A 23,170-nucleotide genomic window follows, 5' to 3' on the forward strand; every position below is an offset into this window, starting at 1 on the left:
GCCGACCGCGCAAGGCTTGGGAATGCTGTCTGGCCGGGGCTCGATACCCGGAACCATTCACCAATGAGAACGGATGACGTCTTGAAATAATTAGTCGGCAGGCTGGATCGCCAATGGGGCCGGGATGCGGCGGCGTGTCGCAGTTCTCACAACGCACCGATTTGGATCATTAGTTCTTTTTCTCATTTGACAATCATTATCATTCAACATAATTTGTCGCTCGATGTGTAGGACGGCCCCGTCCCCCCAAGGCGTCCCACTAACCTATTTGGCAGCAAGGTGATTTCCATGACGGAACAAGTATCCACAAGCAGGTGCGATTCACCGCTACTTCAGGCATTCGTCGACAATCGACTGATTCTGGTCAAAATTGCAGCCCGCATTACCGGCTGCCGGTCACGTGCCGAAGATGTGGTGCAGGATGCGTTTTTCCGACTGCAGTCGGCGCCGCCGATCACATCGTCGATCAAGGCTCAACTGAGTTATCTGTTCCAGATCGTGCGCAACCTCGCCATCGATCACTACCGCAAACAGGCGCTGGAACAGAAATACTCCGGCCCTGAAGAGGAAGGGCTGAACGTGGTCATTCAGGGTGCTTCGCCGGAAACCTCGCACATCAATTTCTCCACCCTGGAACACATCGCCGACGCGCTGACCGAGCTGCCAAGCCGGACCCGTTATGCGTTTGAGATGTATCGCCTGCACGGTGTGCCGCAGAAAGACATTGCCAAGGAACTGGGGGTCTCGCCGACCCTGGTCAACTTCATGATTCGTGATGCGCTGGTGCACTGCCGCAAGGTCTCGGGCAGCCGTCGGGATGCGGTGATTGCCGGTCGCCGCTGAGACCGCTTCTTCAGATAGAAAAAGATCGCAGCCTGCGGCAGCTCCTACATGAGGACCCGGTCGCAGGCTGCGATCTTTTGCTTTCAGGTCACTTCAAGCCAGCTTGCACCGATCAAAAAACCGCTCACGCCCCAGAATCATCAACGCCGCGCGCTTGTGCGGGAAGTCGAATTCCTTCTCGCAGTGGAAGCACTGGTTCTGCATGTGGCCAATCATCTTGGCGTTATCGGCCCGCGGCTCGGCGACCACGCGTTGCGTGCGCGGATCATCCAGAAACAGGTAATGCACCAGCGCCGACAACCAGCTCGCGACTTTGTGCGGGCCGCGATGATCTTCTTCACCGACCAGCATGTGAATGCCACGATCGTAATTGTCGGCGTCGTAAAACGGCGCGATGCGATCTTCCTTGGCCCAATAGGCTTCGAAATAGGCAAACGGCTGATCATCGAAGCAGCCGATCAAGGTCAACGTGTGCGGGTCGGCGTCGAGTTTGCTCAGGTATTCGCGGTGCTTCTCGATGCTGCCCTCTTCCTGCCAGAAACTGGCGACGCGCGGGCTGTTTTGCCAGCGGTTGAAACGCGGCAGATCCTCTTCGATTTCGACCGTACGCAGCGAAATCCACGCCCCCAGCCGCGCATCGAAACGCCGATAGACTTCACCCCGTGGCTTCACCGGTCGCTGCGGATGGCGCTTGCCCTGGCTGATGACCATTTGCTGCGGATAGCTGCCGGTCAGCGACGTGCCGAGCCACGGTTGCGGCAATTGCCAGAACAGCGTGCGTTCGCAGCGATATTCGCCAGCGACCTCAGTGCTTACCAGCAAACCGCTGAGCAACGCTTCGGTCGGCGGCTGATCCAGCTGCCAGGTCAATTGCTGGCATTCGGGATCACGGGCAAACAGCCAATAACAGGCCGCCCACAGGGCTTGCCCTGGTGGCAAGGCAAAACGCTCATCGAGCTGGATTGGCCCTTTGGCCTGACGATCCAGGCGCAGGCGAATCAGCGGCTGCCCGTCGAGGCTCAGGCTCAGGCGGCTTTCGGTTGCATCAGCGATCAGATGACTGCCTGAGGGCAAGGCCAGGGCAGTCAGGTCATTCAGATTGGACATGGGTCGGGCTCACGATAATCGTCGACAGTTCAACGATGGGACGTGAGCCGGGCAGGGAAATTTAGGCTTGAAGCCCAAATCATTCCCTCAGTGGCGCGGCACCGGGACCACGGCAATCTTGTACGGATCGAAGATTTTCAGCATCTCGCCGTTGTCGCGCAGGCCTTGCAGCAACTTGCCAAACGCTTCGCCCGTGATCGGCGCGGTCGAACGCAGGATCGCGTAGTGGTGGTAGACCTGATCGATGCGCTGGGAAACCAGCAATTCATCACGCACCTTTTCGTTACGCAGCAGGTAATCACTCAGGTAAGAACGGGTCACCAGGGCAATGTCGGCGCGCCCGCGCAGCACCATCAACAGATTGCTGTCATGGGAATAGGTCAGCGTGGCGTTGAAATTCTGCGCGAGAAATTTCGGGTCAGCGTTGAAATTGGCGAATTCGTAGTGATACCCGCTGAACAGCGCCAGTCGCTTGCCGGTGAGGTCGGCAAAATAGTTCTGCTGGCGGCCGTCTTCGCGTTGCGCAACGAAAATCTCCGCGTCTTCAAGGCCCATGTCGACGTCCGTGTGGGGTATCTCCTTCCAGCCCCACTCCGGGTTTTCGAAGATCGCCATGTCGATCCGGCCCTGCTTGAAATCACCGAAACGCCGAGGAATCGAGGTCGGTACCAACACAAACTGGTAATCGCTTTGCAGACGGTTCAAGGCCTCGACCAATTGCGGCAGCAGGCCGGTGTCGGCGCCGTTTTCCGGGCGAATGGTGTAGGGCGGAAAATGCGCCGCGCCGACCCGAACCAGTTGCGCTGCCTGAGCGGGCAATACCCATATTGCAGCCAGCGCTGCGAGCATCAACCCCGCGGCCGTCCGAATTGGCGAAGACTTCAAAACACCCCACTCCCCGAAAAAATACCGATCAATGCATTCAAGCTAGGCGGTTTCGCCCAGTTAGCCAGTTTCCCGACGCGATAGAAAGTGCCTTAACGTTCCTCAAGGACCAGAATCAACGCCTCGTCCGCCAACTGATCAAGGCTCAGACTGCCGCCGGCACGGAACCAGGTGGTGGTCCAGGACAGTGCGCCCGTGAGGAAACGTCGGGTAATAAATACGTCGCCACGGATAAACCCGGCTTCTTTGGCCTCACCCAGCACCTGCAGCCAGAGTTCTTCGTAGACATCGCGCAGCGCCAGCACTTGCGCCTGGCCGTCTTCGGACAACGAACGCCATTCATAGACCAGCACCGCCATGGCTTCGCCGCTGCCGCCCATGATCGACTGCAATTCGCAGCGGATCAGCGCCAGTACGCGCTCGCGCACATTGCTGGCGTCGGCAAGCGCTGCACGCATCAAAGCGGTGTTGTAGCGAATGGTTTCTTCCATCACCGCGCGGAGAATTTCATCCTTGCTTTTGAAGTGATGAAAAATACTCCCCGACTGGATGCCGACCGCGCCGGCCAGATCGCGCACCGTGGTGCGCTCGTAGCCTTTGTTGCGGAACAGGTGAGCCGCCACTTGCAGCAGTTTGCCGCGGGCGCTGTCCGGGTCGGTCAACTGGCCTTGGTCAACCAATTGGCGCATGACCTTCAGGGCTTTTTGCTCGTCCACCCGTTCTCTCCTACAGTCGATCTGTCTGTTGCCCCCTGAAACCGCAGGGTTGCGCGCAATTTAAGCCGCCAGCCGCGACCAAGCAAGCGCTTGGGCAGAAGATAGTTTCAGCTGTTTACAAACCAAGCGCTTGCTTGGTAGCCTCCAGACACTTCTGTCGCAGGTTGCTGAGTCGGAGATAAAAATGCCCACCACCGTTCGCATCGGATGCGCCAGTGCATTCTGGGGAGACACCTCGACCGCCGCCGCGCAGTTAGTCGACGGCGGCAAACTGGATTATCTGGTCTTCGACTATCTGGCCGAAATCACCATGTCGATCATGGCCGGCGCGCGCATGAAAGATCCGCAGGCAGGCTTCGCCGGCGACTTCATCGAAGTGTTGACGCCGCTGCTGCCGCAATTGGCCGAGCAGAACATCCGCGTCATCAGCAACGCTGGCGGAGTCAACCCGCAAGCCTGTGCCGCCGCCCTGCAAGCTATCTGCGACAAGGCCGGCATCAAGCTGAAAATCGCCGTGCTGCTCGGCGATGACCTGCAACCACAGTTCAAACAACTCACTGGCATCACTGAGATGTTCAGCGGCGCCCCGCTGCCGCCGATGTGCGTCTCGACCAACGCCTACCTCGGCGCTCCGGGCATCGTCGAAGCCCTGCGCCTGGGCGCCGACATCGTCATCACCGGACGGGTGGTCGACAGCGCCGTGGTCAGCGCCGCTCTGGTGCACGAATTCGGCTGGTCGTGGCACGACTACGACAAACTCGCCCAGGCCGCACTGGCCGGGCACATCATCGAATGTGGCGCGCAATGCACCGGCGGCAATTTCACCGACTGGCGCGACGTGCCGGATTATGAGCACATCGGTTTTCCAATCGTCGAAGTCAGCGCCGACGGCCAATTTATCGTCAGCAAACCCGAGGGCTCCGGCGGGCTGGTCACGCCGCTGACGGTCGGCGAGCAAATGCTTTATGAAATCGGCGATCCACAGGCATACCTGCTGCCCGACGTGGTCTGCGATTTCAGCGAGGTCAAACTTCAGCAACAAGGCAAGAACGCCGTGCATGTTCACGGCGCCAAGGGCCTGCCGCCGACGGATAAATACAAAGTCAGCGCCACCTACCCGGACGGTTTTCGCTGCACCGCCAGTTGCCTGATCGCCGGTATCGACGCCGTTGAAAAAGCGCAACGCGTCAGTCAGGCGATCATCGACAAGACCGCCGAAATGTTCAGCCAGCGTGGCTGGGCGCCCTACAGCGAAACCCACATCGAACTGCTTGGCAGCGAAGCGACTTACGGCCCGCACGGGCAACGCCGCGACAGCCGCGAAGTGGTGATCAAACTCGCCGTACGGCATCCGAGCAAGCAGGCACTGGTGTTGTTCTCCCGAGAGATCGCACAGGCTGCGACCGGCATGGCGCCGGGGCTGACCGGCATCGTTGGCGGACGGCCAACCGTGTATCCGCTGATCCGTTTGTTCTCATTCCTGATCGATAAAAACGCCTGCACCTTGCAGATCGATCTTGCCGGTGAACGCCATTCTTGCGCCCTGCCCTCATTGGCCGCACTCGACAGCGAAGCTTTGCCGATTGCCCAACAACCGCCGAAACCTCAGGGTCGCGCGGATGCCAGCGTACCGTTAGTAAAACTCGCCGTGGCGCGTTCTGGCGACAAGGGCAATCACAGCAACATCGGCGTGCTGCCGCGCAGACCTGAATACCTGTCGTGGATCGCCGAAGCGCTGACTCCGGCAGTGATCGTCGACTGGATGAGCCACGTGCTCGACCCGATCCACGGCCGCGTCGAACGCTGGTATCTGCCCGGCACCCACAGCCTCAACTTTTTATTGGAAAACGCCCTCGGCGGTGGTGGTGTGGCCAGTCTGCGCATCGACCCGCAAGGCAAAGCCTTCGCCCAGCAATTATTGGAAATCCAGATCCCGGTGCCGCAGAGCATCGCCGAACAGCTCGACTAGAGGATGGTTTGCATGGCTTACGCGTCGATTTTCAATGCCGAGCTGTTCAGCGGCCAGACCATCATTGTCACCGGCGGCGGCAGCGGCATTGGCCGTTGCACCGCGCATGAACTGGCAGCGCTCGGCGCCAACGTGCTGCTGGTCGGGCGCAAACCGGAAAAGCTCGAAAAAGTCGCCGCCGAAATCGCCGAGGACGGCGGCCGCGCACACTGGCAGGCCTGCGATATTCGCGATGAAGAAGCGGTGAAGCAACTGGTCAAGGAACTGATTGCCGAGCACGGGCCGATTCACGGCCTGGTCAACAATGCTGGCGGCCAATACCCGTCGCCGCTGGCCTCGATCAATCAGAAAGGTTTCGAAACCGTGCTGCGCACCAATCTGGTCGGCGGTTTTCTGATGGCGCGGGAAGTGTTCAACCAGTCGATGAGCAAACACGGCGGCAACATCGTCAACATGCTTGCCGACATGTGGGGCGGCATGCCCGGCATGGGCCACTCGGGCGCGGCGCGTTCAGGCATGGACAACTTCACCAAGACCGCCGCGTTTGAATGGGGTTATGCCGGGGTGCGGGTCAATGCGGTGGCACCGGGCTGGATCGCCTCCAGCGGCATGGACACTTACGAAGGCGCGTTCAAAGCGGTGATCCCGACCCTGCGCGAGCATGTGCCGCTCAAACGCATCGGCACCGAGTCGGAAGTCAGCGCGGCGATCGTGTTTCTGCTCAGCCCGGCGGCGGCGTTCATCAGTGGCAGTACCTTGAAAATCGACGGCGCGGCGAGTCTGGGTAGCCGTGCTTGGCCGTTGCACAAAGCCACTCACAGTGAGTCGTTCAACGGCTTTCACCGCGCGTACTTACCCGACGTGCTCAAGGACAAGGAGTAAGCCATGCCGCAGATCCAGTCCCAACTCGATCCCCACAGCGAGGCTTTTGCGCGCAATCGTGCGGCAATGCTCGTAGCCATCGAACACGTCCAGCAACTCGAACAGAACCTGCTGAACAAGGCTGCCGAAGCCAAAGCAAAATTCGACAAGCGTGGGCAATTGCTGCCGCGTGAACGCCTGAACCTGCTGCTAGATCCCGGTGCACCATTCCTCGAACTGGCCAGCCTCGCCGGCTACAAGTTGCACGACGACAAGGACGGCAGCTCGGCCGGCGGCGGGCTGATCGCCGGCATCGGTTACGTTTGTGGCATCCGCGCAATGGTCGTGGCCAACAACAGCGCGATCAAGGGCGGCACCATCTCGCCCAGCGGCTTGAAAAAATCCCTGCGCCTGCAGCAAATCGCTCAGGAAAACAAACTGCCAGTGATCACCCTCGCTGAAAGCGGTGGCGCCAACCTTAATTACGCGGCGGATATTTTTGTCGAAGGCGCGCGCAGTTTTGCCAACCAGGCACGGATGTCGGCGATGGGTTTGCCGCAGATCACCGTGGTACACGGCTCAGCCACGGCGGGCGGCGCTTATCAGCCGGGGCTGTCCGATTACGTGGTGGTGGTGCGCGGCAAGGCCAAGCTGTTTCTGGCCGGCCCGCCGTTGCTCAAAGCCGCCACAGGCGAAGTCGCCACCGATGAAGAACTCGGCGGCGCCGAGATGCACGCGCAGGTTGCCGGCACGGCGGAATACCTCGCGGAAAACGATGCCGACGGCGTGCGTCAGGTGCGCGAAATCCTGCGCATGCTGCCATGGAATGAACAGCTGCCATGGCTGCCGGAGCCGCAATACAAAGAGCCGCTCTACCCGATCGAAGAACTCCTCGGGCTAATCCCGGACGATGCGAAAAAACCTTACGACGTGCGCGAAATCATCGCGCGTATCGCCGACGAATCCTGCTTTCTCGAATTCAAGGGCGAGTTCGATCAGCAAACCATTTGCGGGCAATTGAAGATTCAGGGCCGCGCCTGCGGTTTCATCGGCAACAACGGCCCGATCACCCCGAATGGTGCGAGCAAGGCAGCGCAGTTCATTCAGTTGTGCGACCAGAGCCAGACGCCGTTGCTGTTTTTCCATAACACCACGGGCTTCATGGTCGGCACCGAATCGGAACAGCAAGGCGTGATCAAACACGGCTCGAAACTGATTCAAGCGGTGGCCAATGCGCGGGTGCCTAAACTGACCATCGTCGTCGGCGGCTCTTATGGCGCGGGCAACTATGCGATGTGCGGCCGCGGTCTCGACCCACGCTTCATCTTCGCCTGGCCCAACAGCCGCACGGCGGTGATGGGCGGCGCGCAGGCCGGCAAAGTCTTGCGCATCGTCACCGAAGCCAAACAACTCAAGGACGGCCTGACGCCGGACCCGAAGATGCTCGACATGCTCGAACAGGTCACCGCGCAGAAACTCGACAGCCAGTCCACCGCGCTCTACGGCAGCGCCAATCTGTGGGACGACGGGCTGATCGATCCACGCGACACGCGCACCCTGCTCGGCTACTTGCTGGACATCTGCCACGAAGCCGACATTCGCATGCTGCAACCCAACAGCTTCGGCGTCAGCCGGTTCTGACCGCCACGGATCTTACGGAGAACAATAAAAAATGATCTTCACCCCGGAACACGAAGCCCTGCGCCGTACCGTCCGCCAGTTCGTCGAGCACGAGATCAATCCGCACGTCGAGGAATGGGAAAAGGCCGGACGCTTTCCCATCCACGAGATTTTCCGCAAGGCCGGCGACCTCGGTTTGCTGGGCATTTCCAAACCGGAAAAATTCGGCGGCATGGGCCTCGACTACAGCTATTCGATTGTCGCCGCCGAAGAGTTCGGCACCATTCATTGCGGCGGCATTCCGATGTCGATCGGCGTGCAGACCGACATGTGCACGCCGGCCCTCGCCCGTTTCGGCTCCGATGAATTGCGCGAAGAGTTCCTGCGCCCGGCGATCACCGGCGAGCAGGTCGGCTGCATCGGTGTCTCTGAAGTCGGCGCCGGTTCCGACGTCGCCGGGCTGAAAACCACCGCGCGCAAGGACGGAGACGACTACGTGATCAACGGCAGCAAGATGTGGATCACCAACTCGCCGAGTGCTGATTTCATCTGCCTGCTGGCCAACACTTCGGACGATAAACCGCACATCAACAAGTCGCTGATCATGGTGCCGATGAACACGCCGGGGATCAGCCTCAGTTCGCACCTCGACAAGCTCGGCATGCGCAGCTCGGAAACCGCCCAGGTGTTTTTCGACGACGTGCGCGTGCCGCAGCGCAACCGCGTCGGCCACGAAGGCGCCGGGTTCATGATGCAGATGCTGCAGTTTCAGGAAGAACGCCTGTTCGGCGCGGCGAACATGATCAAGGGCCTTGAGTACTGCGTCGACAGCACTATCGAGTACTGCAAGGAGCGCAAAACCTTCGGCAATGCACTGATCGACAATCAGGTGATCCACTTCCGTCTCGCCGAATTGCAGACCGAAATCGAATGCCTGCGCGCGCTGGTCTATCAGGCCACCGAGCAGTATGTGAAAGGTCAGGACGTCACGCGTTTGGCGTCGATGGCCAAACTCAAAGCCGGGCGTCTGGGCCGCGAAGTCAGTGACAGCTGCCTGCAATATTGGGGCGGCATGGGTTTCATGTGGGACAACCCGGTGGCCCGCGCTTATCGCGATGTGCGGCTGGTGTCGATTGGCGGCGGCGCCGACGAAATCATGCTGGGGATCATCTGCAAACTGATGGGCATCCTGCCGGGGAAAAAGAAATGAGCAGCCTGCCGGAATGCCAGACGCTGTTGCTGGAACTGCATGGCGGCGTGCTGCACATCACCCTCAATCGCCCGGACAGCCGCAATGCGATGAGCCTGCAAATGGTCAGTGAGTTGCGCGCGGTGCTCTCGTCGGTACGCGATGACCGCAGTGTTCGCGCTCTGGTGCTCAGCGGCGCCGGCGGGCATTTCTGTGCTGGCGGCGACCTCAAGGACATGGCCAATGCCCGTGCTCAGGGCGCTGATGCTTATCGAGAATTGAATCGTGCGTTCGGGGCTTTGCTGGAAGCAGCACAGCACGCGCCGCAAGTGCTGATCACGGTGCTGCAAGGCGCAGTGCTTGGCGGCGGTTTTGGGCTGGCGTGTGTCAGCGACATTGCGATGGCCGATCATCAGGCGCAATTCGGTTTGCCGGAAACCAGCCTGGGGCTGCTGCCGGCGCAGATCGCGCCGTTTGTGGTGCAGCGCATTGGCCTGACCGAGGCGCGGCGACTGGCGCTGACCGCCGCACGTTTTGATGGGCATCAGGCTCGGCGTCTGGGGTTGGTGCATTTTGTCGAACAGGACCCGCAAGCCCTCGCCGAGCGTCTGGATGAGGTACTGCAACACGTGCTGTGTTGTGCGCCGGAGGCGAATGCCATGACCAAGCAATTGTTGTTGGCGAGTGCCGGACCGCCATCAGGAGCTTTGCTTGATGAAGCGGCGCAGTGGTTTGCCGGGGCGGTGACGGGGGAAGAAGGGATCGAGGGCACCATGGCTTTTGTGCAGAAGCGTAAACCGCGGTGGGCTACCTAAAAAGCATCGCTGGCAAGCCAGCTCCCACAGGGAATTTGCGTCGTTAACAAAACCTGTGGGAGCTGGCTTGCCAGCGATGAGGCCAGCACATGCAACGCAACTTCCGAGGAAACAGCCCATGCCTGCCATTCAGAAAATCCTGATCGCCAACCGCGGTGAAATCGCCTGCCGCATCCAGCGCACCGCCCAGGCTTTGGGCTACCGCACCGTCGCCGTCTTCAGCGACGCCGACGCCAACGCGCTGCACGTGCAAATCGCCGATCAAGCCGTACACATCGGCCCCGCCCCCGTGCAGCAGTCCTACCTGAACATCCCGGCCATCCTCGACGCCGCCCGTCGCAGCGGCGCCGATGCCATCCACCCTGGCTACGGTTTCCTCTCGGAAAACGCCGAGTTCGCCCGCGCCTGCGCACAGGCGGGTCTGACATTCATCGGTCCCAGTGTCGAAGCCATCGAACTGATGGGCAGCAAACGCCGCTCGAAAATCGCCATGCTCGAAGCCGGCGTGCCCTGCATCGCCGGCTATCAAGGTACCGAGCAGGACGACGCGACCCTGCTGCGCGAAGCCGAACGCATTGGCTACCCCTTGATGATCAAGGCCAGCGCCGGTGGCGGCGGTCGCGGCATGCGCCTGGTGCACGATGCCGCGGATTTGCCGGCGCAGTTGCGCACCGCACGTTCCGAAGCGTTGAACGGTTTTGGCAGCGACGAATTGATTCTCGAACAGGCGCTGATCGAACCACGGCATGTCGAAGTGCAGTTGTTTGGCGATCAACACGGCAACCTGATCTACCTCGGCGAGCGCGATTGCTCGGTGCAGCGCCGCCATCAGAAAGTCATCGAAGAAGCGCCCTGCCCGGTGATGACCACCGAGTTGCGCCAAGCCATGGGTGAGGCCGCGCTCAAGGCCGGGCGTGCGGTGAATTATGTCGGTGCCGGCACGGTGGAATTCTTGCTCGATGCACGCGGGCAGTTTTACTTTTTGGAGATGAATACCCGCTTGCAGGTCGAGCATCCGGTGACCGAGCTGATCACCGGAGTGAATCTGGTGGCGTGGCAATTACTGGTCGCCGAGGGGCAACCGTTGCCGCTGACTCAGGACCAAGTGCAACTCAGCGGCCATGCCATGGAGGTGCGACTCTACGCCGAAGACCCCGCGCAAGATTTCCTGCCGCAAACCGGTCGCATACAAGCGTGGGAACCGGCGTTGCAGCGCGGCGCACGCATCGATCATGGTCTGCTTGCAGGGCAATCTGTCAGCCCGTTCTACGACCCGATGCTGGGCAAACTGATCGCCCACGGCGCTACCCGCGAAGAGGCCCGGCGCAAACTCCTGCGCGCAGTGCAGGACACAGTGTTGCTGGGTGTGCAAAGCAATCAGCGTTTGCTCGCCGGCCTGCTGCAGCATCCGCAGTTCATCAGCGGCGACTTCAGCACAGCGTTCATCACGCAGCATTTCAGCGACCACCCGAGCCTGCACATTTACTCGCCAAGTGCTGAAGATCTGGCCATTGCCGCCGTGCTGTTTTATCAAACCAGTGCCCTCAGCCACCGCGCGCCACTGTCCGGTTGGCGCAACAATGCCAACGTGGCGCTGCACTACCGTCTCGGCCGCGACGAGCAGAACTGGACGCTGCAACTGCTCGCGCAAACGCACGGCGTATTCAAGGTGCAGGTCGCCGAACGCACGCTCGAACTGAAACTAGTCGACCGCGATGCGCAGTCGGTGACGCTGGAAGTCGACGGCTTGCGTCAAAATCACCCTTATCACCTCGATGGCGAACAACTCTGGCTGTTCACCCATCCCGGCAGCCTGCAGGTGGAGGATCGAACTCACGCGGTGATCGACAGTCAGACCAGCGTCAGTTCCGGCACCTTGAAAGCGCCCATGGACGGCGCCATCGTCGACGTACTGGTCAGCGAAGGCAGCCCGGTCAGCAAGGGTCAGCTGCTGGTGGTACTGGAGGCAATGAAAATGGAGCACCCGCTCAAGGCCGGCATCGACGGCGTGCTCAAGCGGGTGCAAGTCAAAGTCGGCGATCAGGTAAAAAATCGTCAGGTTCTGTTGCAGGTGGAGTAGTCAGCCAAGCGCAAACGCAGGGTTTGGCTACGCTCTGAATAATCAGAACGTACAAATCAGGAACCCTGCGATGCCCCACTGGCTGGTCATAGATCTGGAAGCCACCACCGATGAGGGTGGCTGGCCGGTCACCGAGATGGAAATTATCGAGATCGGCGCCACGCTGGTCGATCGTGCCGGGCGCGAGCAGGATCACTTCCAGCGCTTCGTCAAACCGACACGGCGGCCGTTGCTGACGCCGTTCTGTCGTGAGCTGACGCACATCACCCAGGCCAATATCGACTCGGCGCAGCCGTTGACCGAGGTCTGGCCGGCGTTCGAGCGCTGGCTCGCACAACATCAGCCACGGCTTGAAGGCTGGGCCAGTTGGGGCGACTACGATCGCAAGCAATTACTTCAGGAATGGCAGCGTCTGAATATCGACAGCGGCTTGAGCAAAGTGCCGCACATGAACCTCAAACAACGTTTTGCCAAGGCCCGGCGCCTGGAGCGGCCATTGGGCCTCAACGGCGCGCTGCAATTGGCCGGCATGCAGTTCAACGGTCAGCAACACCGGGCGCTGGAAGATGCGCGCAACACCGCGCGATTGTTGCCGCTGGTTTTGCCACTCTAGGGTCAATTCGAGAACTCGCCGGACAGGCGCCGGGCAGGTGACGGCGCCGAAAGCCTTGTGCATACTGGCCGCCTCCATTTTTTAGCCCTTTTCGAGGAATCGCCCATGTTTAAAGTCAACGAGTACTTCGACGGCACCGTCAAGTCGATCGCCTTTGGCACCGCTGAAGGTCCGGCGACCATCGGCGTCATGGCCCCGGGCGAATACGAATTCGGCACCAGCCAGCGTGAAATCATGCACGTGGTCTCCGGCGCACTGACCGTCAAACTGCCCGACAGCAGCGATTGGGAAACCTTCGCCGCCGGCAGCCAGTTCAACGTCCCGGCCAACAGCAAGTTCCAGCTGAAAGTCGCCGTCGACACCGCTTACCTGTGCGAATACCGCGGCTAAAACCCTCGGCTGCACCCAATAAAAAATGCCCGTGTCCAAGGACACGGGCATTTTTCGTTTCAGCGAGGCTTACTCGAGGATTTCCACCGGCATTCCGACTTCAAGCCGACCATTGCTGTCATTGACCAGGTTCTGGCCGAACATCGCGCCATCGGCTTCGGCGCGGTATTTCTGCAAGGTAGCCAAGGGTTCACGATCGGCACTGCGCTCGCCGGTTTGCGGGTCGATGGTGGTGAGGATGCAGCGCGAGCACGGCTTGACCACGCGAAACTCGACGTCGCCAATGCGAATCCGCTTCCAGCTGTCCTCGGCATACGCCTCGCTGCCTTCGATCACCAGATTGGGGCGAAAACGCAGCATCTCCAGCGGCCGCCCGACCTTGTGCGAAAGGTCCTGCAGCGACGCTTCACCAATCAACAGCAGCGGAAACCCGTCAGCGAAAGCGACCTGATCATCATCCTTGCCAAAACCTGACTGCGTGGTACGCGCACGATCCAGCGGCACCTGCACCAGACGGGTCGGTTTGCCGATAAACGCGCTGACCCAACGGGCCGCCTCGTCACCGGCATCCGGCACGCGCAACGTATCACGCCAGATCGTCACGCCGCGCAGTTCGGCGTCGTCGCCTGGCAGGGCGATTTCGATGGAAGACTGTTGGGGTGCGCTCAGGGTCAGACCGCCCTGAGCATTCCACAGGGCCGACAACTGACTCATCTTCGCTTCCGCGCGCTGGGTCAGGAAGCGGCCACTGGCTTCGTCCACGAGCATCCAGCGTCGGTCGCCATCAAGCCCCAGCTTGTCGAGGTCGACGCTTTGCAGCACATCGACTTTGCCGGATTTCAACGGGTAACGATAAAGCGCGCTCAGACGCAGCATGGCCAGCTCCCTGGAGGATAAAACCGCCACCCTATACGAGCTTCATGCACGAATCAAAAGATCAATTCGTACACTGGATTCCAGCTGCTACTCGACCTTGTGGCGAGGGGATTTATCCCCGTTCGGCTGCGCAGCAGTCGCAAATTCAGCAAATGCGGTTTAAATGGTGTACGAGTCAACTGCATTTGGGGCCGCTGCGCAGCCATCGGGGATAAATCCCCTCGCCACAGGGCTCACTCCTACAAAGGGGGTGTGATCAGGCCGGGACTTCGTCGAGCATCAGGCGCTGGCGCACCACGTCGACCAGTTTGTCCGGCTGGAATTTGGAGAGGAAGTTGTCGCAGCCGACCTTCTTCACCATCGAGTCGTTGAAGCTGCCCGACAGCGAAGTGTGCAGCACCACGTACAGCCCACGCAGGCGCGGGTCATTGCGAATTTCAGTGGTCAGTCGGTAACCGTCCATTTCCGGCATTTCCGCATCGGTGAAGATCATCAGCAGCTTGTCGGTCATGTTCACGCCGGTGTCAGCCCAGGCCTTGAGCATGTTCAGCGCCTTCAGACCGTCGCTGGCGATGTGCATTTTCACACCGAGTTGGCCGAGGGTGTCGCGCAGTTGCGAGAGCGCCACGTTGGAGTCGTCCACCAGCAGCACTTCACGGCCACGCGCACGTTCCAGCACTGGGTCTTCGAGTTTTTCCCGCGAGACTTTGGCGTTGTACGGGACGATTTCGGCGAGGACTTTCTCGACGTCGATGATCTCCACCAGTTGATCGTCGACTTTGCTGATCGCGGTCAGGTAATGCTGGCGACCGGCACTGGTCGGCGGCGGCAGGATGGCTTCCCAGTTCATGTTGACGATGCGGTCGACGCCACCGACGAGGAATGCCTGCACCGAACGGTTGTACTCGGTGACGATGATGGTGCTGTTCGGCCCCGGCACCAGCGGACGCATGCCGATCGCCTGCGACAGGTCGATGACCGGCAAGGTCTGACCGCGCAGATTGACCACACCGCAAACGAATGGGTGACGCTGAGGCATCAGCGTCAGCTTCGGCAACTGCAAGACTTCCTGAACCTTGAACACGTTGATCGCGAACAATTGGCGTCCGGCCAGACGAAACATGAGAATTTCCAGGCGATTCTCACCCACCAGTTGCGTGCGTTGGTCTACCGTGTCGAGAATGCCGGCCATCAATGACTCCTGGGCTTGTTCTGATGAATTCACTATGTGAGGTTATCGGCTGCGCATGGCGGTTCTTTATCGCCATACCAAGTGCCGTCAAAAATGCCATGCTCAGGCATTGATGTCACATTAACATCATGCTTTACTGGCCCGGTGATTTTCATCTGCTACATTCTCTGCAGCGCGACCTCGGTTGGCGCCGTAGGTTCCCGCGCCTAAGGGATTCCCCTAGGAACAATCAGGCCTAACCTGATGTTCGCAATATCCAATAGCCATTAATGTGACGCCATTCTCATTGCATGAACGGAGTCAGGCTATTGTGTGCGATCGCAGGTCAGTGGAAACACCTCCTCTCGAAACCCCGAATCTGTGCACCTGCACACCGGGGCGCGATCTCGCGACGGTTCACGATCGTCGACACACACGGCATTCCCTCATCAGACATGACGTTGTGGAGATAAGCATGCCAAACGATCGCAAGGACTGGGCGCAACGGTTCCCCGAGTTTATCCTCGAGGCTGAAACGCTTCTGGCCAAGTCCGAGGAATGCCTCAGCCACCTGCAACTGATCAACAACGACAAGGACGCCATCGAGTGCATGCTCAGCACACTGCTGAAGCTGGCGAGCAAGGCAGATGCGCTGGCGCTGCAAGCGATTTCCGAATTTTCCCTGCATCTCCACGGCCTGCTCAATCATGCGCAGGATGAGGTCGACCTGCATGCACAGGCGCTCAACGCACTGCAAGACTGCTTCACGTTGATGGCCTGGCAATTGGAACTGGTCGATCAAACCACTGGCCAGTTGAGCCTCGACGACAGCGAGCAGACCTCCCTGATCGAGGCCTTTGCCTCCCAGGTCGGCCAGAGCCAACTGCAACTGCCGCACCACGTCAAACCATTGTCCTTGGTGGCGTATTCGGACCGGCAAGCCTGACTCTGTGAAAAGATTGCGCGTTGCCAGAGTCTGAAAGCGCAGACGGCGAATGTCGCAATTGAATAGTTCATACCTGCCAGCGACACAGTCGAATAAATAATCACATCTGATCTCAACGGACTTCTCGCTGCCGGTATCAGGGTTTGCCTGTGTATAAATAAGGCACTATCGATTCCTGTCGAATTGAATAAATCAACTTTTCCATAATGGAACTCACGTCCAATACGACGTAATTCCTGACCGACTGGACATATATAGCAAACGCGACCAACGGTATCTTAAGTGGTATTATGCCGCGCATTAGTTGCTTTCAATTAATGGCACAGTGATTCCAGCGATAGGCTGCCAACGAAGTTGGCGGTTCAATATCGATCACGCGACGTTGTTGAATTCAATAACATAAATGACAGTGTTTTCAGACAGAGATCCGTCAGCCACTCTGACCGGTCTGCCCGCAGCTAACATCCATTGGCTCCATCCGTTATGTACGCCAGCCTCAAGTCAATCGCCACATGGCCACCTTCCCGGGAAAATGCCCGCCGGTTCACACTCATACTGAGTGTCGCCGCCGCGCTCGGCAGTGTGCTGACCTATGGTTTTTCCCTGCCGCTTTGCCTCGGACTGCTGCTGCTCAACGTCGCTGCCACCGCGTGTGTCTGGGTGCAATATCGGCTGTCGCGCAAGTCGATCAAGTTTCAGCCGCAGGAGTTGGCCGACCGCTTGCTCGAAGTCCAGGAAAACGAGCGCCATCGCCTCAGCCGGGAATTGCACGACGACATCGGCCAACTGCTGACTGCCGCCAAACTGCAAAGTGAATGGCTCAAGCGCCGCTTGCCGGACGACTTGCAGGAACAATGCAGCGTGCTCTGCGACACCCTTGAGGAAACCCTCAACAAAGTGCGTGACGTGTCGGCGATTCTCAATCCGCGGCAACTGACCAGCCTTGGCCTGGAGGCCAGTCTGCGCGCGCACTTGCTCAAGACGCTGACCAACACATCGGTGCACTGGAGCCTGGACTGCCAGCAGCGGCTGAACGGCATTCCCGAAGAAATGGCGGTCGCCGCTTTTCGCATTACTCAGGAAGCCGTGACCAATATCCTGCGCCATGCGCAGGCAAAGAATCTGCTGATTCGCGTCCAGCGTCTGCCCAAAGGCCTGACGCTGCTGATCAGCGATGACGGTCAGGGATTCGCCCCGGCAGCCAATCCGGGGCGGGAAGGACAACGCGGCATGGCCGGGATGGCCGAACGGATGGAGCAGTTGGGCGGCACCCTGAGCGTTACCAGCGAGCCGGGCAAAGGCACTCAAATCGAAGCACTTTTCCCCTGGGCGCCGCGTGCACTCGAGCGGGCCAGTACGAATAAGGTTATGCGTTGACTTGTAACTTACTTCTGGTGGATGACCACTCGCTGATCAGGGCCGGCGTGCGCGCTCTGGTGCTGGATATTCCCGGCTACGCGGTGATTGGCGAGGCCAATGACGGCTCGCAACTGCTCGAAATGGTCGAGCAATTGAGTCCCGATATCGTACTGCTGGATATTTCCATGAAAGAAACCGGCGGCCTTGAAGCCCTGCAGCGACTCAAGCGCGTGCGCCCACAAAGCAAAGTGCTGATCCTGTCGATGCACACCGACCCGGCGCTGATCATGCAAGCGCTGGAATCCGGCGCGCATGGCTACCTGCTCAAGGACACCACGGCCACCGAACTGGAACACGCGCTCGAAGCGTTGCGCAACAACGAGCGCTATCTGAGCCCGGCCATCGCCCATACAGTGATCAATCAGGCCCTGACGCGCAACCAGAAGACCCAGCCGGAAACCAGCGACTCGCACAATCTGACCGCGCGCCAACTGGAAATCCTGCGGCTGATCGTGCGCGGCAAATCGACCCGGGAGATCGCCAACGGCCTGGGCCTGAGCATCAAGACCGTCGAAACCCACCGCTCGCAGATCATGAAACGCCTGCAGATCTACGACGTAGCAGGCTTGGTGCTGTTCGCCGTGCGCGAGCAGATCATCAGTCTGGACGACTGACCGCGCCACTCAACAGTGGCGAGTCCGCCGGCAAATGCACCTGCAGCGCTGCCGGGCGCGCTTCGAAACGCATGTTGTCGCCTTCCAGTGGCTCACCGTCGAGATTGATGTAAAGCCCTTCGGCCACCTTGATTTCGACCCACGGCAAGCGGGTCCGCACAAACATGTTTTCGATGCCGAAACCGTCGCTGAGCAAATTTTTCAAAGTCCCCACCAGCTCCTGAGGCGCCGGCAGAATACTGATGTCCAGCAGGCCATCATCGGCCAGCGCCTGCGGGCACAATACGTGCCCGCCGCCTGCCTGACGTCCATTGCCGATGCCCAGCGCAAGCAGTTCGCCACTCCAGTGGAAGTCCGGGCCTTGCAACTCGCCGTAGGCTGCATGCAATTCACTGAAGCGCGACAGGCCGGTGAACAGATACGCCGCCCCGCCCAGGACCTTTTTCAAGTCTTCCGAAGTATTGGCCGTGACCTGACTGCCAAAACCGCCGGTGGCCATGTTGAGAAAGATCTGCCCGCCAACCTCACCGAGATCGATGTCACGCGGCGACACCTCCAGCAACTCGAGGGCCTCGGCCGGTTCCAGCGGTACGCCTGCCGCACGGCAAAAATCGTTGGCCGTGCCCAAGGGCAACAGCACGAGACTGGCCTCGCCGGGATGCGCCGACAACGCCTGAGCGATGTCGCGCAAGGTGCCATCGCCACCGCCGGCAATGATGGTGCGGTAACCGGCGGTCAGCGCTTCCTCGACCATGCGCTCGGCATCACCCGCCTCCCAGGTCACCCGCACCGCCAGCTCCCAGCCTTGCTCGCGTTTGCGTTCGACAGCGCTGCGCACCGCCTCGTTGAGTGCCTGCTTGCCATGCAGAATCATTAGCGCCCTGCGTTCACTCATTACGGTCACTCCCTGAATGGAATCGGTACGGGACATCTTGACCACTGCGCCACGTAAAAAAGCCGCAAGAATGGCAATTATTTCAAGCGTCCAAGCTTGCTCGTCCTACAGAGCAGGAAATCTTCCTACAAAACCTGAGGAAACGGCTGAATTGACCCGGCGCCAGCATTGGCACATCGTGCGCCGGCAACAGCAATTTTTCGATCTGAAACACACAAGGAAGTGCCGCAATGAGTGGATACACGTTTAGCGCTTGCGATCGTTCAAAGGATAGCGAGCAACGGCCAGCAGGTGGACACCTCAATGCATAGCCAGGAAACCAGAACGCCGGTCAGCCCGCTTGCTCCACTTACGGAGAGTCGCGCCAGCCACAGCAACGGCGCCAAAACCGGAGAAGTGAATATGGAACCTCGCATCACCGAGCTTGAGACCCACCTCAAATACATTCGCCGGGACATGGATGAAGTTCGCGGCGATGTCAGAACTATCAAACATCGGCTGGCCTACTCCGCAGGTGCAACCGCGGTCGTGCTGGGCTTGCTCGGATGGGTGGCGAACAGTCGGTTCGACCAGCTCGTCTCGATCATGACGCGCTGACCGTACAGGCAGGCTTCGGAGACGACCTCCGAGCCTGCCCCTGCGATCGACGTGTCAGCTCAGCAGATCGCTGAGCGGAATGAAGACTACTTCGTCGCCCTCGCCAAGCGTGCGCCCCTCCAGCACCTCCACCAGTCCATCGGCCCAGGCCGCACTGCGCAGGACACCCGAACTTTGATTGCGATAAATAACCGCACGACCTTGCTCAAGGCGACCCCGCAAATACTCACGGCGATTGCCTGCCACGGGCCAGTCAAACCCCGCCGGTACCGGGAACTTCAGTGGCTCCACGTCCTGCACGCCCTGGCGACGCAACAGGTAGGGACGGGTCAGCAAGGCGAAGGTCACCAGGGTCGAAGCAGGATTACCCGGGAGGCCGATCACCGGCACCTTACGAAAATGGCCGAACGTCAGTGGCTTGCCGGGTTTGATCGCGAGTTTCCACAACGCCAGCTCACCCTCCTCCCTCAGCGCAATGCCGAGAAAATCGGCCTCACCCACGGACACGCCTCCGGTCGAGAGAATCAGGTCGACATCCTGCAAGGCGCCAAGCCGCTCACGGGTTGTGGCCAGATCGTCCGGAAGAATCCCGGCATCAATCACTTCACACCCCATGCGCTGCAACCAACTGCACAGCACCACCCGGTTGCTGTTGTAAATCTGCCCCGGACCCAACGCCTGCCCCGGTTCGACCAGCTCATCGCCAGTGGACAACACCGCCACGCGCACCTTGCGCACCACGCTCAATCCGGCACAGCCCAGAGACGCAGCCAGGCCTTGCTCGATCGGTCCGAGCCGGGTGCCGGCCGACAAAACCAGCTCACCCACCGTGGTTTCCTGGCCTTGCGGACGGATGTTCTGTCCTGGCGTCATCCTTTCGAGAAAACGCACACGACCCTCTGCAAGGACCTCGGCGTTTTCCTGCATTTCAACGCAATCGGCACCCGCCGGTACCGGAGCGCCAGTGAAGATGCGCGCACAGGTACCCGGCGCGAGCGCTTCGGGAGCCTGCCCGGCGAAGACCTTTTGGCTCACCGGCAAAGGTTCGCCCGTCCAGTCAGCCAGTTTCAGCGCATAGCCATCCATCGCACTGTTCGGCCACGGCGGCAGATCCAGCGTCGAAATCAGATCCTCGGCCAGCACGCGGCCCTGAACGTCTGCCAATGGCAAAAATTCCCGCTCGGCAATCGGCGAGGCCTCGGCCATTTCCAGCAGGCGCGCCAGCGCCACTTCGACCGGCATCAAGGCACCGGTCTTGCCCGGCTTACCCACGGGATTCACAAGGTGCCGCCTGTTTCAGATGGGGCACGAAGTTGCAGGGACGGTGCCGGGAGTCCAGCTGCTCGGCGAGAATGCCATCCCAGCCGGTGCGCACGGCGTTGGTCGAGCCTGGCAGGCAGCACACCAGCGTGCCATTGGCCAGACCGGCCAAGGCTCGGGACTGCACGGTGGATGTACCGATATCGGCCACCGAGATCTGCCGGAACAATTCACCAAAACCATCCACCTGCTTGTCGAGCAGACACGCCACTGCTTCAGGGGTGCTGTCCCGACCGGTAAAACCAGTGCCCCCGGTAATCAGCACGACCTGCACAACATCGTCAGCTATCCAGCTGGCGACTTGCGCACGGATTTTGTAGAGGTCATCTTTGAGCAACACCCGTTCAGCCAGCAGGTGGCCTGCGGCCGTGAGGCGGTCGACGAAGACCTGGCCCGAAGTGTCGGTTTCCAGCGTTCGGGTATCACTGACAGTCAGCACGGCGATATTGAGCGGTGCGAAAGGTACATCAGCCTTGGCTTTCATAGGCTCGTCCAGTTGTAGGAGAAACAGCCCGGTGTTATATCACAGCGCCCCCTTTTTTCGCCGCCCCTCTGGAGAGCCGACATGACGCTGAATAGACATTTGCCCGCCTGCTCCGTTCTGCTCCTGGCAGGCGGACGCGGCCAACGCATGGGGGGGCAGGACAAAGGGCTGGTGGAGTGGCTGGGCGAACCGCTGATTGCGCATTTGCAGCGTAAAGTGCGCCCGCTGACGGATGATTTGATCATCTCCTGCAACCGCAATCGTGAACGCTATGCCGCGTACGCCGATCATCTGGTGGTCGATGATGAAGGCGACTTTCCGGGGCCGCTGGCCGGTATTCTTGCCGGCTTGAAAGCGGCGCGCCATACCCACCTGCTGGTGTTGCCATGCGATGTTCCGCGCATCGACGAGACGCTGCTGCAAAGCATGCGGGAAACCGCCAATCAGAATCCTGAAAAACCTTTAATGTTGCGTCACGACGAGCACTGGGAACCGCTGCTGTGCGTGATTCCGGCCGCCCTGCTGCCGGCCTTCGAAGACGCCTGGAACGCCGGTGAGCGCAGTCCCGGCCGCGTCATGCGCCATCTTGGCGCCACGGCCCTGCAATGCCCGGACAATGACCCTCGGCTGGCCAATCTCAATACCCCGGAACTGTTAAATTCGCACAACACTGTGTCAGACTGACAGCACTCAAGGAACTCTCACGCCTTGTATACGTCTCAAGCTCAGTAACCAAAAGAATTTCCATTCGGAGACACACCATGACTCAACGGACCCTCGCCACTCTCATGCTCGCACTGGGCCTGGCTACCCTCGCCGGTTGCTCGTCGCCAACAGTGATCACGCTGAATGACGGTCGCGAAATCCAGGCCGTCGACACCCCGAAATACGATGATGATTCGGGCTTCTACGAGTTCAAACAGCTGGACGGCAAAGAGACCCGCATCAACAAGGATCAGGTTCGCACCGTTAAAGAACTGTAAGGTTCAACGCGACGCCTGAAGCAGTCAGATTGACTGGTTAAAAAAATGCCCCGATACGTCGGGGCATTTTTTATGCGCGCAACAAAGCTACCGGGCAGTCAACCGATACACCCGCTCCTCAAGCCGCGTAGCACCGGCCTGCACAAACTTGCCACTGTCACTCAGCACGTCCTGCGATTGCAGCACCTGCATCTGCCAGAGGCCGCCGAACAAGCGCTGCACTTGCGCATCATCCACAGAGAACGGCGGCCCCGGTATTTGCGCCTGATCGTAATCCAGCGTAATCAGCAGCCCCTTCAAACCGGCCGGCAGAATGCTTTGCAAATGCTCGGCATAGTGCTCGCGCATTGGCTCGGGCAAGGCGATCACGGCGGCACGGTCGTACAGCGCGGCGCAACCGGCAACATCCTCTGCGGTCAGTGCAAAAACGTCACCGCACCACAGCTCAATCGAACCGGCGCGATAAACCTTGAAAGCACCGTGCTCACTGATCTGCGGCTGAAGTTGCTGTTCAGTGAAAAAATCCTCGACCGCCTTCTGCGACAGCTCGATGCCAAGCACCCGATGCCCACGCCCGGCCAGCCACAGCAAATCCAGACTTTTCCCACACAACGGCACCAGCACACGTGCTTGTGCTGGAAGCTGCAGATCCGGCCAGAAACGCTGCAGATACGGGTTCACCGCAGGCAAATGAAAGCCGATCTGATTCGAAGCCCACTTCTTGTGCCAAAACTCAGGTTGCATCTATCACCCCTAAAAAATCGATCAAAAAGCGTT

24 protein-coding genes are annotated in these 23,170 nt (G+C 59.8%); 15 read left to right on the top strand and 9 right to left on the bottom strand.

Features of this window, described 5'->3' with window-relative positions; translation table 11 throughout:
* Positions 1-288: 288 nt before the first annotated feature.
* Positions 289-843: an RNA polymerase factor sigma-70 gene (locus PMI37_RS29040; protein WP_008088195.1), complete on the top strand. Its 555-nt coding sequence runs from the start codon at positions 289-291 to the stop codon at positions 841-843.
* A gap of 93 nt (positions 844-936) precedes the next feature.
* Here PMI37_RS29040 and PMI37_RS29045 read toward each other — a convergent pair whose 3' ends face one another.
* The 3 genes from PMI37_RS29045 to PMI37_RS29055 form a co-directional block, all read right to left on the bottom strand.
* A complete protein-coding gene (locus tag PMI37_RS29045) occupies positions 937-1,950 on the bottom strand; it encodes a GNAT family N-acetyltransferase (protein WP_008088198.1) in 1,014 nt (337 codons plus the stop codon).
* Between the two features lie 87 nt (positions 1,951-2,037).
* Positions 2,038-2,835, bottom strand: coding sequence for a substrate-binding periplasmic protein (locus PMI37_RS29050; protein WP_008088199.1), 798 nt, complete (start codon positions 2,833-2,835; stop codon positions 2,038-2,040).
* 92 nt (positions 2,836-2,927) lie between these two features.
* Positions 2,928-3,551 carry a TetR/AcrR family transcriptional regulator gene (locus PMI37_RS29055; protein WP_008088201.1) on the bottom strand — a complete coding sequence of 208 codons (624 nt, stop codon included), beginning with the start codon at positions 3,549-3,551 and terminating at the stop codon, positions 2,928-2,930.
* Between the two features lie 184 nt (positions 3,552-3,735).
* Here PMI37_RS29055 and PMI37_RS29060 point away from each other — a divergent pair, with 184 nt between their 5' ends.
* The 8 genes from PMI37_RS29060 (at position 3,736) to ppnP (ending at position 13,088) form a co-directional block, all read left to right on the top strand.
* Positions 3,736-5,520 (top strand): acyclic terpene utilization AtuA family protein, encoded by a 1,785-nt coding sequence (locus PMI37_RS29060; RefSeq protein ID WP_008088202.1) that lies wholly within the window; start codon positions 3,736-3,738, stop codon positions 5,518-5,520.
* A 12-nt stretch (positions 5,521-5,532) separates the two neighbouring features.
* Positions 5,533-6,402: an SDR family oxidoreductase gene (locus PMI37_RS29065; RefSeq protein ID WP_008088204.1), complete on the top strand. Its 870-nt coding sequence runs from the start codon at positions 5,533-5,535 to the stop codon at positions 6,400-6,402.
* A gap of 3 nt (positions 6,403-6,405) precedes the next feature.
* Positions 6,406-8,022, top strand: a complete 1,617-nt coding sequence (atuC, locus tag PMI37_RS29070; protein ID WP_008088206.1) for a geranyl-CoA carboxylase subunit beta — start codon at positions 6,406-6,408, stop codon at positions 8,020-8,022.
* Between the two features lie 31 nt (positions 8,023-8,053).
* Positions 8,054-9,211, top strand: coding sequence for a citronellyl-CoA dehydrogenase (atuD, locus tag PMI37_RS29075; protein ID WP_008088209.1), 1,158 nt, complete (start codon positions 8,054-8,056; stop codon positions 9,209-9,211).
* Positions 9,208-10,005, top strand: a complete 798-nt coding sequence (locus PMI37_RS29080; protein WP_008088211.1) for an enoyl-CoA hydratase/isomerase family protein — start codon at positions 9,208-9,210, stop codon at positions 10,003-10,005. Before atuD ends, PMI37_RS29080 begins: the two co-directional genes overlap by 4 nt.
* A 118-nt stretch (positions 10,006-10,123) precedes the next feature.
* Positions 10,124-12,085: an acetyl/propionyl/methylcrotonyl-CoA carboxylase subunit alpha gene (locus PMI37_RS29085; protein ID WP_008088213.1), complete on the top strand. Its 1,962-nt coding sequence runs from the start codon at positions 10,124-10,126 to the stop codon at positions 12,083-12,085.
* A gap of 70 nt (positions 12,086-12,155) precedes the next feature.
* Positions 12,156-12,698, top strand: a complete 543-nt coding sequence (locus tag PMI37_RS29090; RefSeq protein WP_008088215.1) for an exonuclease domain-containing protein — start codon at positions 12,156-12,158, stop codon at positions 12,696-12,698.
* Positions 12,699-12,803: 105 nt separating this feature from the next.
* Positions 12,804-13,088: a pyrimidine/purine nucleoside phosphorylase gene (gene ppnP, locus PMI37_RS29095; RefSeq protein WP_007940055.1), complete on the top strand. Its 285-nt coding sequence runs from the start codon at positions 12,804-12,806 to the stop codon at positions 13,086-13,088.
* A gap of 69 nt (positions 13,089-13,157) precedes the next feature.
* Here the strand turns inward: ppnP and PMI37_RS29100 are convergent, their stop codons facing one another.
* Both PMI37_RS29100 and PMI37_RS29105 read right to left on the bottom strand, forming a co-directional pair.
* Complete coding sequence (locus PMI37_RS29100) at positions 13,158-13,964, bottom strand: MOSC domain-containing protein (RefSeq protein ID WP_008088217.1); 807 nt, start codon at positions 13,962-13,964, stop codon at positions 13,158-13,160.
* Between the two features lie 256 nt (positions 13,965-14,220).
* Positions 14,221-15,156 (bottom strand): chemotaxis protein CheV, encoded by a 936-nt coding sequence (locus PMI37_RS29105; protein ID WP_007908676.1) that lies wholly within the window; start codon positions 15,154-15,156, stop codon positions 14,221-14,223.
* Positions 15,157-15,610: 454 nt separating this feature from the next.
* On the opposite strand from PMI37_RS29105, the gene PMI37_RS29110 reads away from it, so the two are divergent.
* From PMI37_RS29110 to PMI37_RS29120, 3 genes are all read left to right on the top strand, one after another.
* Positions 15,611-16,081 carry a hypothetical protein gene (locus tag PMI37_RS29110; RefSeq protein WP_008088219.1) on the top strand — a complete coding sequence of 157 codons (471 nt, stop codon included), beginning with the start codon at positions 15,611-15,613 and terminating at the stop codon, positions 16,079-16,081.
* 483 nt (positions 16,082-16,564) lie between these two features.
* Complete coding sequence (locus PMI37_RS29115; RefSeq protein ID WP_008088220.1) at positions 16,565-17,458, top strand: sensor histidine kinase; 894 nt, start codon at positions 16,565-16,567, stop codon at positions 17,456-17,458.
* On the top strand, positions 17,455-18,114 hold the full coding sequence (locus PMI37_RS29120; RefSeq protein WP_008088222.1) for a response regulator: 660 nt from the start codon (positions 17,455-17,457) through the stop codon (positions 18,112-18,114). Before PMI37_RS29115 ends, PMI37_RS29120 begins: the two co-directional genes overlap by 4 nt.
* Here the strand turns inward: PMI37_RS29120 and yegS are convergent.
* Positions 18,098-19,009 (bottom strand): lipid kinase YegS, encoded by a 912-nt coding sequence (yegS, locus tag PMI37_RS29125; RefSeq protein WP_008088224.1) that lies wholly within the window; start codon positions 19,007-19,009, stop codon positions 18,098-18,100. The two genes, PMI37_RS29120 and yegS, sit on opposite strands and share 17 nt — an antisense overlap.
* A gap of 303 nt (positions 19,010-19,312) precedes the next feature.
* Between yegS and PMI37_RS29130 the strand changes: the two genes are divergently transcribed.
* A complete protein-coding gene (locus PMI37_RS29130) occupies positions 19,313-19,606 on the top strand; it encodes a hypothetical protein (RefSeq protein WP_008088226.1) in 294 nt (97 codons plus the stop codon).
* A 54-nt stretch (positions 19,607-19,660) separates the two neighbouring features.
* Here PMI37_RS29130 and PMI37_RS29135 read toward each other — a convergent pair whose 3' ends face one another.
* Positions 19,661-20,887, bottom strand: coding sequence for a molybdopterin molybdotransferase MoeA (locus tag PMI37_RS29135; RefSeq protein WP_008088228.1), 1,227 nt, complete (start codon positions 20,885-20,887; stop codon positions 19,661-19,663).
* A complete protein-coding gene (gene moaB, locus PMI37_RS29140; RefSeq protein WP_008088229.1) occupies positions 20,871-21,410 on the bottom strand; it encodes a molybdenum cofactor biosynthesis protein B in 540 nt (179 codons plus the stop codon). Before moaB ends, PMI37_RS29135 begins: the two co-directional genes overlap by 17 nt.
* Before the next feature lie 81 nt (positions 21,411-21,491).
* Between moaB and mobA the strand changes: the two genes are divergently transcribed.
* Together mobA and PMI37_RS29150 are read left to right on the top strand one after the other, a co-directional pair.
* Positions 21,492-22,094 (top strand): molybdenum cofactor guanylyltransferase MobA, encoded by a 603-nt coding sequence (mobA, locus tag PMI37_RS29145; protein ID WP_008088231.1) that lies wholly within the window; start codon positions 21,492-21,494, stop codon positions 22,092-22,094.
* A gap of 77 nt (positions 22,095-22,171) precedes the next feature.
* Positions 22,172-22,393 (top strand): YgdI/YgdR family lipoprotein, encoded by a 222-nt coding sequence (locus PMI37_RS29150; RefSeq protein WP_008088233.1) that lies wholly within the window; start codon positions 22,172-22,174, stop codon positions 22,391-22,393.
* An 87-nt stretch (positions 22,394-22,480) separates the two neighbouring features.
* On the opposite strand, the gene PMI37_RS29155 is transcribed toward PMI37_RS29150, so the two are convergent.
* Entirely contained in the window at positions 22,481-23,137 is a 657-nt protein-coding gene (locus PMI37_RS29155; protein ID WP_008088235.1) for a thiopurine S-methyltransferase, read from the bottom strand.
* Between the last annotated feature and the right edge of the window lie 33 nt (positions 23,138-23,170).

The organism is Pseudomonas sp. GM80 (assembly GCF_000282515.1).
GTDB lineage: Bacteria > Pseudomonadota > Gammaproteobacteria > Pseudomonadales > Pseudomonadaceae > Aquipseudomonas.

Bases quoted from the DNA above. Each gene is read 5' to 3' on its own strand.
- PMI37_RS29040 (WP_008088195.1), top strand. From the start codon at position 289: ATGACGGAACAAGTATCCACAAGCAGGTGCGATTCACCGCTACTTCAG.
- PMI37_RS29045 (WP_008088198.1), bottom strand. From the start codon at position 1,950: ATGTCCAATCTGAATGACCTGACTGCCCTGGCCTTGCCCTCAGGCAGT.
- PMI37_RS29060 (WP_008088202.1), top strand. From the start codon at position 3,736: ATGCCCACCACCGTTCGCATCGGATGCGCCAGTGCATTCTGGGGAGAC.
- PMI37_RS29065 (WP_008088204.1), top strand. From the start codon at position 5,533: ATGGCTTACGCGTCGATTTTCAATGCCGAGCTGTTCAGCGGCCAGACC.
- atuC (WP_008088206.1), top strand. From the start codon at position 6,406: ATGCCGCAGATCCAGTCCCAACTCGATCCCCACAGCGAGGCTTTTGCG.
- atuD (WP_008088209.1), top strand. From the start codon at position 8,054: ATGATCTTCACCCCGGAACACGAAGCCCTGCGCCGTACCGTCCGCCAG.
- PMI37_RS29080 (WP_008088211.1), top strand. From the start codon at position 9,208: ATGAGCAGCCTGCCGGAATGCCAGACGCTGTTGCTGGAACTGCATGGC.
- PMI37_RS29085 (WP_008088213.1), top strand. From the start codon at position 10,124: ATGCCTGCCATTCAGAAAATCCTGATCGCCAACCGCGGTGAAATCGCC.
- PMI37_RS29090 (WP_008088215.1), top strand. From the start codon at position 12,156: ATGCCCCACTGGCTGGTCATAGATCTGGAAGCCACCACCGATGAGGGT.
- ppnP (WP_007940055.1), top strand. From the start codon at position 12,804: ATGTTTAAAGTCAACGAGTACTTCGACGGCACCGTCAAGTCGATCGCC.
- PMI37_RS29100 (WP_008088217.1), bottom strand. From the start codon at position 13,964: ATGCTGCGTCTGAGCGCGCTTTATCGTTACCCGTTGAAATCCGGCAAA.
- PMI37_RS29105 (WP_007908676.1), bottom strand. From the start codon at position 15,156: ATGGCCGGCATTCTCGACACGGTAGACCAACGCACGCAACTGGTGGGT.
- PMI37_RS29110 (WP_008088219.1), top strand. From the start codon at position 15,611: ATGCCAAACGATCGCAAGGACTGGGCGCAACGGTTCCCCGAGTTTATC.
- PMI37_RS29115 (WP_008088220.1), top strand. From the start codon at position 16,565: ATGTACGCCAGCCTCAAGTCAATCGCCACATGGCCACCTTCCCGGGAA.
- yegS (WP_008088224.1), bottom strand. From the start codon at position 19,009: ATGAGTGAACGCAGGGCGCTAATGATTCTGCATGGCAAGCAGGCACTC.
- PMI37_RS29130 (WP_008088226.1), top strand. From the start codon at position 19,313: ATGCATAGCCAGGAAACCAGAACGCCGGTCAGCCCGCTTGCTCCACTT.
- moaB (WP_008088229.1), bottom strand. From the start codon at position 21,410: ATGAAAGCCAAGGCTGATGTACCTTTCGCACCGCTCAATATCGCCGTG.
- mobA (WP_008088231.1), top strand. From the start codon at position 21,492: ATGACGCTGAATAGACATTTGCCCGCCTGCTCCGTTCTGCTCCTGGCA.
- PMI37_RS29150 (WP_008088233.1), top strand. From the start codon at position 22,172: ATGACTCAACGGACCCTCGCCACTCTCATGCTCGCACTGGGCCTGGCT.
- PMI37_RS29155 (WP_008088235.1), bottom strand. From the start codon at position 23,137: ATGCAACCTGAGTTTTGGCACAAGAAGTGGGCTTCGAATCAGATCGGC.